This window comes from Pedobacter hiemivivus (genome assembly GCF_004331685.1).
GTDB lineage: Bacteria > Bacteroidota > Bacteroidia > Sphingobacteriales > Sphingobacteriaceae > Pedobacter > Pedobacter hiemivivus.
Window position 1 is genome coordinate 74,156 of record NZ_SJSM01000022.1, and the last position, 8,981, is coordinate 83,136.

An 8,981-nucleotide genomic window follows, 5' to 3' on the forward strand; every position below is an offset into this window, starting at 1 on the left:
AGGCTACAGATGAAAAAGGGATTTTATTTTATCATAGGCATGATGTTGATCACATTCACATCCTGCGAAAAGTTTCTGACACATGATCATCCACAGAGTATTTCGGATGAAGAATTTTGGAAAACACAAACTGATGCGACAAATGCGCTAAACACAGCATATGTTGGTATACCGGATGGAGCTTCGGGTAGACAAATACTGTTTTTGTCTGCCATGGCGGATGAGAATGTTTCACGTCAGGGTGCTGCAAGAGGCGATTACGAGTCTTATGTAAAAGGATTGCAGAATGGTACTTGGGGGGTAGGATTAGGTATATGGAGAGATGATTATAAGACGATTAGACGTGCGAACCGCTTTTTAGAAAATGTAGACAATTGCTATATGGACGAAGAGTTGAAAACCAGGTATAAGTATGAAGCCAGAGCATTAAGGGCGTATTATCATATGGAGCTATTGTTGTTTTTTGGTGGGGTTCCATTGATGACCAATTCTGTGGTTCCGGATGCGAGTTACCTGAAAAGGAATACCGAAAAGGAAGTTTATGATTTTGTACTGGCTGAGTTAACGGAATGCGCCGGTCAATTGCCTAAGGAATACACCAATGCAGAGATTAAACGCATTACTTCTGGGGTATGCTGGGCACTGATTACCAGATTGGCCACTTTTTATAAGCACTATGAAGTCGCTAAAAATGCGGCAAAGGAGGTTATTAAATTGGATGTTTATGCTTTATACAAAAGTGCAAATGTAAAGAATAGCTATGCAGATTTATTTCTTTATACAGGGGAGTTAAATAAGGAAAGGATCTTTTTTAGGGAAAATGGATGCTCGGGGGCTTGGTCAACTTTTGCGCCTCAGGGTGTAGGTGGTAAAACGGTATTGTCGCCAACTTCAGATATGATCAATAGTTATGAAACCAAACAGGGGAAAACGATTTACGAGCTGGGGCCTGATTCGTTGGCTATTTATTTAAAAGAACCGAAATACAAGAACAATAGGGATCCGAGGCTGGCAGCTTCAGTATTGTTTCCTGACCAGACTTATGCTGCGTTGGTATTGAAGCCTTTTGACCTGAATCCTGCTAATAATGATAAAATTGGTGCGCAGAATTCTACTGCGACTGGATACTGGCAGAACAAGTATCTTGATCCAAAAGATAAAACAGGGACGAAAACCCTTGACTTTATGATCATCAGATATGCCGAGGTTTTACTGACTTATGTTGAAGCGCTTATTGAGACGGATGACTTTGCTAATCCTGATGTGGTTAAATATTTAAACGAAATTAGAAACCGCGCCGGCATGCCAAATGTAAATGTGGCGGTGTATAACACGAAGGACAAATTACGGGAGCTGGTTAGACGTGAGCGTAGGGTGGAACTTGCATTTGAAGGTGTAAGGTATTATGATATCAGGCGTTGGGGGATATTTGAAGAGGTGATGAATGGAGCCGTTACCGGAGCTATTGACCCGCTGACAGGTATCGCAGTGCCAGTAGAAACGCAATCGGCCAAGGCAAACAGAGATTTCTTATGGCCAATCCCACAATTAGAAATACAAGCGAATCCAGGTATTACTCAAAATCCTAATTATTAAAATATGAAGCATCTATTTATCTGTTTTATTGCCGGTACTTGTTTTCTGTTATCATCTTGTTCGGAAAAAAAGCATTTGGCTAAACCTGGAGATAAAGATCAGGAAACAATTAAAGTCATGTCCTACAATGTTCACCACTGTAATCCCCCGGCAAAGCCTGAAGTGATAGACTTAAATGCAATTGCTGCGGTAATTAATGCGGCAAAGCCAGATTTGGTTGGGTTACAAGAGATCGATGTGAATACTATACGCTCCGGCAAAGAGATTAACCAGGCAAAGGAACTTGCGGCAAAAACCAATATGCATTATTACTTCGCTAAAGCGATTGATTACCAGGGTGGAGGATATGGTGTTGCGATTTTAAGTAAGTATGAGCTTAGTGAGGCTCAGGTTTATCCTTTAAGTTCTGATCCCTCAACAAATGCGGAGCCGCGTGTATTGGTTACGGCCAAGGTAGTTTTACCCTCAGGTAAGGTGATTCGTTTTGCAAATACACATTTGGATGCAACAAGTAATCCTACAAATAGGAGTCTGCAAATTAAGGAGATCAATGCAATTGCATTAAAGGAACGTACTCCATTTATTATTACAGGAGATTTTAATGCGGTGCCGGGCAGCGAGGTGATTGTGGCTATGGATGAGGTTTTCACAAGGACTTGCTTCACTTGCGGACCGACGATACCTGCCAATAAACCCACTAAATGTATTGATTTTGTAGGTTATACGACAAAGAAACCAATGACGGTTCAGGCGCATCAGGTGATTTCGGCTCCTGAGGCTTCTGATCATTTACCTGTTGTTGCTGTACTTGGGTTTAAGCCTTAATTGATTAAACAAAACCGTTATTACCAAAAGACAGCCCTAAATGGCTGTCTTTTGTATTTGTGCCACGCAATTATATTTTATTTGAGAAGACTGGAAATCTCTTAAACCTAATATTGTACGGTGATTTGCTCATAACACGGTTGAAACCGCTGTATTTGGGTTGAGGTAAAGATAATTCCATTTTAGCTTTTGAGCTTTGCTGAAATGTTGTTAAACTTTATTGAAATTAGGCATGAAACAGTTTAGAGTAATACGATCTATTACCCGAAGGGATTCTGATTCGGTAGAGCGGTATTTAAATGATATAGGTAAAATAGATCTGCTTAGTGTTGAGGATGAAATTAGTTTGGCGGCCAGGATACGCAATGGAGATATTGGCGCATTACAGCAGTTGGTTAAAGGTAATTTGCGTTTTGTGGTCTCGGTGGCAAAGAAATATCAGGAGCGGGGATTGAAGCTGAGTGATTTAATCAGTGAGGGCAATATTGGTCTGATCAAAGCAGCAAGCCGTTTTGACGATACCAAAGGATTTAAATTTATCTCTTTTGCAGTGTGGTGGATTCGGCAGTCTATTTTGCTGGCTATTGCAGAGCAGAAGCGTCTGGTGCGTTTGCCGATTAACCAGGTGCTGGCTATTGAAACGATTAATAGGGCAATTATCGAATTGGAGCAAAAGCTGGAAAGGACGCCAACAGTTGAAGAACTGGTAGCACATACTACGCTGAGTACGGATAAGATTGCTTGTTATTTAAATAGTACAGTAAGGCCTTATTCATTAGACCACATTGCTGATGAAAAGAATGGCTTTACTTTGTTAGATATCATTGGCGACAAAAGCATCCCAGGGAGTGACCACCTTACCTTTAACACCTCTTTGCTGGTGGATCTGAATAGGTCCTTGAGTATTTTGCCCAAAAGGGAACAAAAGATATTGATGTTGTTTTATGGCATCAATGGTTACCCGAAAACGAGTCTGGATGACATGGAGCCAATCTTTAATTTGGGGCGGGATCGGATCCGAAAGTTGAGAGATAAAGCGCATAAAACACTTAGCTTAAAATGCTGTAATACCCTGTCAGATTACTTCAATTAGGTGAAAAATGACCTTTTTGATAAAAAATCATTTGGTGAAAATCCAATAATTATATACTTTAGAGCGTTATATCATATATTTTAAAATCTTAAACGAAAGAAAAACATGGAAAAATTTTCAAAACTTAAAGAATTAATCGCTGGCGTAGAGGCTGATGCGGACAAATTTTATAATTCAGGTAACGGTGCTGCTGGTACCAGAGTACGTAAAGCAATGCAAGATTTAAAAGGCTTAGCACAAGAAATTCGTACTGAAGTAACTGAAAAAAAGAATGTAAAATAATATTCTTTGAATTATTACAAGAAAGGCCCGCAGATTGTGGGCCTTTCTTGTTTTTAGCTTATGGATGATCATATAGAGAAAAGGCAATACCGTAAAATAATTCATATTGATATGGATTCATTTTATGCTTCTGTAGAGCAAAGGGACAACCCTGAGCTGCTGGGGAAGGCTATTGCTGTGGGTGGCTCTCCTGAAGGAAGAGGTGGCGTGGTGGCGACAGCAAGCTACGAAGCCCGGAAGTATGGCGTGCACTCGGCCATGTCATCTAAACAAGCGCTAAAATTATGTCCACATCTTATCTTTGTTTACCCCAGATTTGCAGCTTATAAAGAAGTATCCAGACATATCCGTGAAATTTTTCATCGTTATACTGACTTGATACAACCTTTATCATTAGATGAGGCTTATCTGGATGTTACAGACGATAAGCTCGGCATAGGCTCTGCAATTGATATTGCCAAAGAAATTAAACAAGCTATCAAGGAAGAACTTCAGCTAACTGCCTCGGCAGGCGTCTCGGTAAATAAGTTTGTCGCGAAAATAGCTTCTGATATGAACAAACCTGATGGCTTAACCTTTATTGGGCCGTCGAAAGTTGAAAAATTTATTGAGCAGTTGCCTGTCGAAAAATTTTATGGAGTAGGGAAGGTGACAGCGGCAAAAATGAAATTGAGGGGATTGCATTATGGTGCGGATTTAAAAAGGTTATCCGAAACGGAATTGGCCAATCTGTTTGGGAAAAGTGGACTGTTCTTTTACAAGATTGTAAGGGGAATCGATAACAGGCCTGTTGAGCCTAATCAGGAAACTAAATCGGTTGGTGCCGAAGATACCTTTTCCTATGATTTAACTGAATTGGCCGAAATGAACGGCGAATTGGAAAAGATTAGCCAATTGGTATTCAACCGAATTAAACTATATCATTTGTCTGGCCGGACGGTAACAGTGAAAGTTAAGTTTAGTGATTTTAAGCAAATCACACGAAGTAAATCCTTTGCAGAAGGAGTGACGACTTTTGAGTCGATTTTTGATATTTCGAAGAGCTTATTGGCGGCTATAGATTTTACAGATAGGCGGGTGAGATTGCTTGGTATTTCTATCTCGAATTTTGAAAATTCGTCAGGAAATGAGAGAGATATTTACCAACCGCGGTTGTTTCCCTGAGCTTATAATTTATTTTAACTTACCTTTGTAACCTAGAGATAAGATTATGGGGCTGCCAATGCGTATTACATATAAGGATACAGACTATATTTATGAGATATTAAATAGTTCTGCTATCAATAAGGAGACAACCGAGCTTCACATCAATTTTGATGGACAGGATATTGTTCTGGTGAAGGATGAGAAAAATGTGTGGGTTCAGAATGGTGGAGAGTTTAAAGTTGAGCCAGAGCTTGCCCAAGCGCTGGGAAGGTCTGTATCTCTGAGATTTAGAATGTAGTTTAATGAAATTAAGTTAGTGTTAAATAATACATTTTTTTTATAAATTCGACAAAATACCCTAAATTGTATAAGGTTACCTGACAAGGTAACAAGTCGTTTTTTAGAAATCAGATTATTTAAACACTATGAAAAAGTTATTTTCCTTGATTGCTATGTTGGGTTTATGTGTAAACTTAAGCATGGCGCAAACAGCTGCAGGATCTACAGCGCAACAGCAGACAGCTAAAACCAAAGCTGCCGCTAAAAAAGAAGCAGCTAAGGCTAAAGCTGATGCTAAAAAAGAATCGGCAAAAGTTAAAGCATCCACAAAAGCTGCTGCAGAGAAACCAGCTGCCGCTGCTGTAAAGCTTAAAAAAGACGGTACACCTGACATGCGCTCTGCAGGGGCTAAAGCAGCAGCAGCAAAAGAAGCAACAAAAGCTGAAACTAAAAAGGCAACAGCTGCAAGCAAAAAAGCTGCCGCTGAAGGAGCTGCTGCAACAGCAACGGTACCTGGAATGAAAAAAGATGGTACGCCTGATAAACGTTACAAAGGAGCTAAGGAGGCCGCAACGGCACCTGCAGCCGCTACAAAAGCCACCACTAAAACAACAACTACTGCGAGAAAAGTAACCACAACTGCGAGTTCAACTGCTAAAGAATATGTGCCAACTATTGATAGGAGTTTAAAAGGCCCGAACGGTGAGGAGATCTTAACTGGTCCGCGTGGTGGAAAATACTACATTAATAAAAATGGTAATAAAACGTATGTGAAAAGAGAAGTTGAATGATTTCTTTTTTAAAATAAAACAACAAAGGCTGGATTTTTCCGGCCTTTGTTGTATTTTGGATTTTATACTTTTAATTATGGCAAGCAATCAAATTACAGCAATTACGGAGTTAGATAAATCTCATTACAAAACCAAAGTGTACGCTGGTGGACATTTTATATATGCTGATGAACCAGAAGAAATTGGTGGTACAGACGAAGGGATGCCTCCTGGTGCATTATTGTTGGCTAGTTTAGGTAGTTGTACCGCCATCACCATAAGGATGTATGCAGACCGAAAAAACTATAATCTGGATGCGATCAAAATAGAACTAGCTATTTGTAAAGAAGAAGAAATGAATAAGGAAACCAGGATAACGAGGAAGATTGAGTTTTCTGGGAATTTAACTGAGGACGAACGTCAACGTTTATTGGTGATCGCGGATAAATGTCCCATACATAAAATACTAAGTAATCCTATAAAAATTGAAACCAGTTAAGCTGGTTTTAAACGATCATATACAATTTAGTACTATAAATTCTATAATTAGTACACTTTTAGCTCAGGTAGGAAGCTGAGCTCTAACCATGCTTACAAGATGATCTATGTCGAATGGCTTGGAGAGGAAGTCGTTTGGAGAGCCTGGTAGTTTTAACAGATTTTGTAAATTGTGGCTTGCAGATATCATAACGATAGGAATATATTTAAATATGGCGTGGGATTTTATGGATTTACATATTTCCCTGCCATCCATTCCCCCTAGCATCACGTCTAACAGAATAAGGTCGGGCCTGAGCGATGATATTACATTTAATACATTTTTTCCATTTGTAAGCGTGGAAACTTCATAACCTTCATCTTCTAATATGATCTTGATGACCTCAACGATCTCCGTATCATCATCAACTGCTAATATTTTTTTAGACATTACTGTATCCCATTTGTTATTTAATGGTATACTATTTTAATGCCATATATGAAATTTGGGAAATAAAAACTGATGACAATTGAAATATTTACATTTTGAATGCTAAAATTATTAGCATATTTGCGTTATTAATCGTTTAATGAAAGTTTAATGTTATATGCTGTTGTAGATATTGAGACTACTGGTGGGTTTGCATCGGGAAATGGAATTACAGAGATTTCTATTTTGGTGCATGATGGTCAAGAGGTTGTTAATGTTTTTGAAACATTGATTAATCCTGAGCAAGATATTCCACCCTATATAGAGTCACTTACCGGAATTAGCAACGATATGGTGATGACGGCTCCTGTATTTAAGGATGTGGCTGCTCAGATCTATGAATTGCTACATGATAAGATCTTTGTCGCACATAATGTGAATTTCGATTTTTCTTTCATCAGGCACCAACTGATGCAGAGTGGTTATGAATTGAATAGCAGGAAGCTGTGTACAGTTCGGTTAAGTAGAAAAATATTGCCTGGACACAAATCTTATAGCCTTGGTAAACTTTGTGCTGCTTTGAATATTTCTGTGAGCAATAGGCACCGTGCCGGTGGAGATGCAGCAGCTACAGCGATATTGTTAACGAGGTTGATTACTGAGGATGCTGAAAATATCATTGCGCAAACACTTCATAAGTTTTCGAAAGAGCAAGCGCTGCCGCCTAATTTGCCGAAAAGCCAGATAGACCGCTTACCTTCTGTACCAGGGGTTTATTATTTTAAAGACCAGAAAGGCAAGGTGATCTATATTGGTAAAGCCAAGAACATTAAAAAGCGGGTGTGTACTCATTTTACAGGGAATAATATCAGCAAACAACGTCAGGATTTTCTTCAGCACATTTATACGGTAGATTTTGAGGTTTGTGGAACCGAATTGATGGCCTTTATTTTGGAAGCTACAGAGATTAAGCGTTTATGGCCTGAAAATAACCGTGCATTAAAGCGTCATGAGCAGAAATATGGTTTGTACGTTTTTGAAGATCAAAAGGGCTATATGCGACTCATGGTGGATAAATATAAAAAGCAGTCGCCTGCATTGTATAGTTTCAATACGCAATTGGAGGGCTATGATTTACTAAGGCTTTTGATCAAGGAGCATTTGCTTTGCGAGAAGTTGTGTTTTATTCAGAAGAACCGGATTGCCTGTACCGGTCATGAGGAAGGGAAGTGTAGTGGGGCTTGTGTAGGCAAAGAGTCTGCCGCCGCTTACAATGTGAGGGTGAAGTACGCGATTGAGTATTTAAAAACCATACTTCCGACCTTTGCGGTGATGGGTGAGGGGCGAAATGAAGACGAAAAAAGCTGTCTTTTGGTTGAACAGGGAAAGTTTTATGGTATGGGATATATTTCTCCGCATACTGATGTTGAGGGGGCAGAAATGCTGAAGTCGGTGTTGCAACCTTATCCTTCTGATGATTATATTCTAAATTTGATTATTAGTCATGTTCAGCAATTCCCACAGAGAAAGGTAGTTATCTAAAATGTGCATTTATTCTAATAAAAATTGCAAATAGATTTGTGTGTTTACATCCAAAATTCTATCTTTGCGTTCCCTAACGGGGAGATGCCTTGGTAGCTCAGCTGGATAGAGCGTCGGTTTTCTAAACCGAGGGTCAGGGGTTCGAGTCCCTTCCAGGGTACATCACCGGAGTGAAAATTTTCAGAAGTTTTTACTCCGGTTTTTTTATGCCTTAATCTTCTGTTAATGTGATAGATAAGAGCGGATCAATCCCAAAAGTTGTGGAGCAATCGATAAAATTATAGATTTGTATTTCTATACCGTTTTATATTTATGCCATCAGCTACTGCATCCTTGCTCAGATTATTTCTGCCAGATTTTATACTAGAGAATTTTGAATTCAAAGGGGTTATTGAGGATAGTGAAACCTTCCATATCGAACTCGAAGAATTGAATAATCCCCCCTCAGAATGGGATGGGATCAAAGTTTTGTCCAAAGGCTTTTTCCCTCAGATTGTAATTCAAGACTTTCCTATCCGTGGTCATAAAGTGTTTTTTCATA

General features: G+C 39.2%; 11 protein-coding genes and 1 tRNA gene. 11 read left to right on the top strand and 1 reads right to left on the bottom strand.

What is annotated here, in order from left to right:
* Nucleotides 1-9: 9 nt before the first annotated feature.
* The 8 genes from EZ444_RS22430 (at nucleotide 10) to EZ444_RS22465 (ending at nucleotide 6,490) form a co-directional block, all read left to right on the top strand.
* Entirely contained in the window at nucleotides 10-1,596 is a 1,587-nt protein-coding gene (locus EZ444_RS22430) for a RagB/SusD family nutrient uptake outer membrane protein (protein WP_131611559.1), read from the top strand.
* Between the two features lie 3 nt (nucleotides 1,597-1,599).
* Nucleotides 1,600-2,421 (top strand): endonuclease/exonuclease/phosphatase family protein, encoded by an 822-nt coding sequence (locus EZ444_RS22435; RefSeq protein WP_131611561.1) that lies wholly within the window; start codon nucleotides 1,600-1,602, stop codon nucleotides 2,419-2,421.
* 232 nt (nucleotides 2,422-2,653) lie between these two features.
* Nucleotides 2,654-3,514, top strand: coding sequence for a sigma-70 family RNA polymerase sigma factor (locus EZ444_RS22440; RefSeq protein WP_131611563.1), 861 nt, complete (start codon nucleotides 2,654-2,656; stop codon nucleotides 3,512-3,514).
* Nucleotides 3,515-3,619: 105 nt separating this feature from the next.
* Nucleotides 3,620-3,796, top strand: coding sequence for a histone H1 (locus EZ444_RS22445; protein ID WP_131611565.1), 177 nt, complete (start codon nucleotides 3,620-3,622; stop codon nucleotides 3,794-3,796).
* Between the two features lie 60 nt (nucleotides 3,797-3,856).
* On the top strand, nucleotides 3,857-4,960 hold the full coding sequence (dinB, locus tag EZ444_RS22450; RefSeq protein WP_131611567.1) for a DNA polymerase IV: 1,104 nt from the start codon (nucleotides 3,857-3,859) through the stop codon (nucleotides 4,958-4,960).
* A 58-nt stretch (nucleotides 4,961-5,018) separates the two neighbouring features.
* Entirely contained in the window at nucleotides 5,019-5,240 is a 222-nt protein-coding gene (locus EZ444_RS22455; RefSeq protein ID WP_225874816.1) for a hypothetical protein, read from the top strand.
* 127 nt (nucleotides 5,241-5,367) lie between these two features.
* A complete protein-coding gene (locus tag EZ444_RS22460) occupies nucleotides 5,368-6,012 on the top strand; it encodes a hypothetical protein (protein WP_131611571.1) in 645 nt (214 codons plus the stop codon).
* Nucleotides 6,013-6,088: 76 nt separating this feature from the next.
* The gene (locus EZ444_RS22465) at nucleotides 6,089-6,490 is read left to right on the top strand and encodes an OsmC family protein (RefSeq protein WP_131611573.1); all 402 of its coding nucleotides are present in this window, start codon (nucleotides 6,089-6,091) and stop codon (nucleotides 6,488-6,490) included.
* 63 nt (nucleotides 6,491-6,553) lie between these two features.
* Here EZ444_RS22465 and EZ444_RS22470 read toward each other — a convergent pair whose 3' ends face one another.
* Entirely contained in the window at nucleotides 6,554-6,919 is a 366-nt protein-coding gene (locus EZ444_RS22470) for a response regulator transcription factor (protein WP_131611575.1), read from the bottom strand.
* Nucleotides 6,920-7,069: 150 nt separating this feature from the next.
* Between EZ444_RS22470 and EZ444_RS22475 the strand changes: the two genes are divergently transcribed.
* From EZ444_RS22475 to EZ444_RS27475, 3 genes are all read left to right on the top strand, one after another.
* On the top strand, nucleotides 7,070-8,440 hold the full coding sequence (locus EZ444_RS22475) for an exonuclease domain-containing protein (RefSeq protein ID WP_131611577.1): 1,371 nt from the start codon (nucleotides 7,070-7,072) through the stop codon (nucleotides 8,438-8,440).
* Nucleotides 8,441-8,526: 86 nt separating this feature from the next.
* Nucleotides 8,527-8,600, top strand: a tRNA-Arg gene (locus EZ444_RS22480).
* Between the two features lie 152 nt (nucleotides 8,601-8,752).
* Nucleotides 8,753-8,981 (top strand): ISAon1 family transposase N-terminal region protein (locus EZ444_RS27475; protein ID WP_455430282.1); only part of this gene is annotated, 229 nt, incomplete at its 3' end.

Excerpts from the sequence above, each read along its gene's own strand:
- EZ444_RS22430 (WP_131611559.1), top strand. The coding sequence starts at position 10 with ATGAAAAAGGGATTTTATTTTATCATAGGCATGATGTTGATCACATTC.
- EZ444_RS22435 (WP_131611561.1), top strand. The coding sequence starts at position 1,600 with ATGAAGCATCTATTTATCTGTTTTATTGCCGGTACTTGTTTTCTGTTA.
- EZ444_RS22440 (WP_131611563.1), top strand. The coding sequence starts at position 2,654 with ATGAAACAGTTTAGAGTAATACGATCTATTACCCGAAGGGATTCTGAT.
- EZ444_RS22445 (WP_131611565.1), top strand. The coding sequence starts at position 3,620 with ATGGAAAAATTTTCAAAACTTAAAGAATTAATCGCTGGCGTAGAGGCT.
- dinB (WP_131611567.1), top strand. The coding sequence starts at position 3,857 with ATGGATGATCATATAGAGAAAAGGCAATACCGTAAAATAATTCATATT.
- EZ444_RS22455 (WP_225874816.1), top strand. The coding sequence starts at position 5,019 with ATGCGTATTACATATAAGGATACAGACTATATTTATGAGATATTAAAT.
- EZ444_RS22460 (WP_131611571.1), top strand. The coding sequence starts at position 5,368 with ATGAAAAAGTTATTTTCCTTGATTGCTATGTTGGGTTTATGTGTAAAC.
- EZ444_RS22465 (WP_131611573.1), top strand. The coding sequence starts at position 6,089 with ATGGCAAGCAATCAAATTACAGCAATTACGGAGTTAGATAAATCTCAT.
- EZ444_RS22470 (WP_131611575.1), bottom strand. The coding sequence starts at position 6,919 with ATGTCTAAAAAAATATTAGCAGTTGATGATGATACGGAGATCGTTGAG.
- EZ444_RS22475 (WP_131611577.1), top strand. The coding sequence starts at position 7,070 with ATGTTATATGCTGTTGTAGATATTGAGACTACTGGTGGGTTTGCATCG.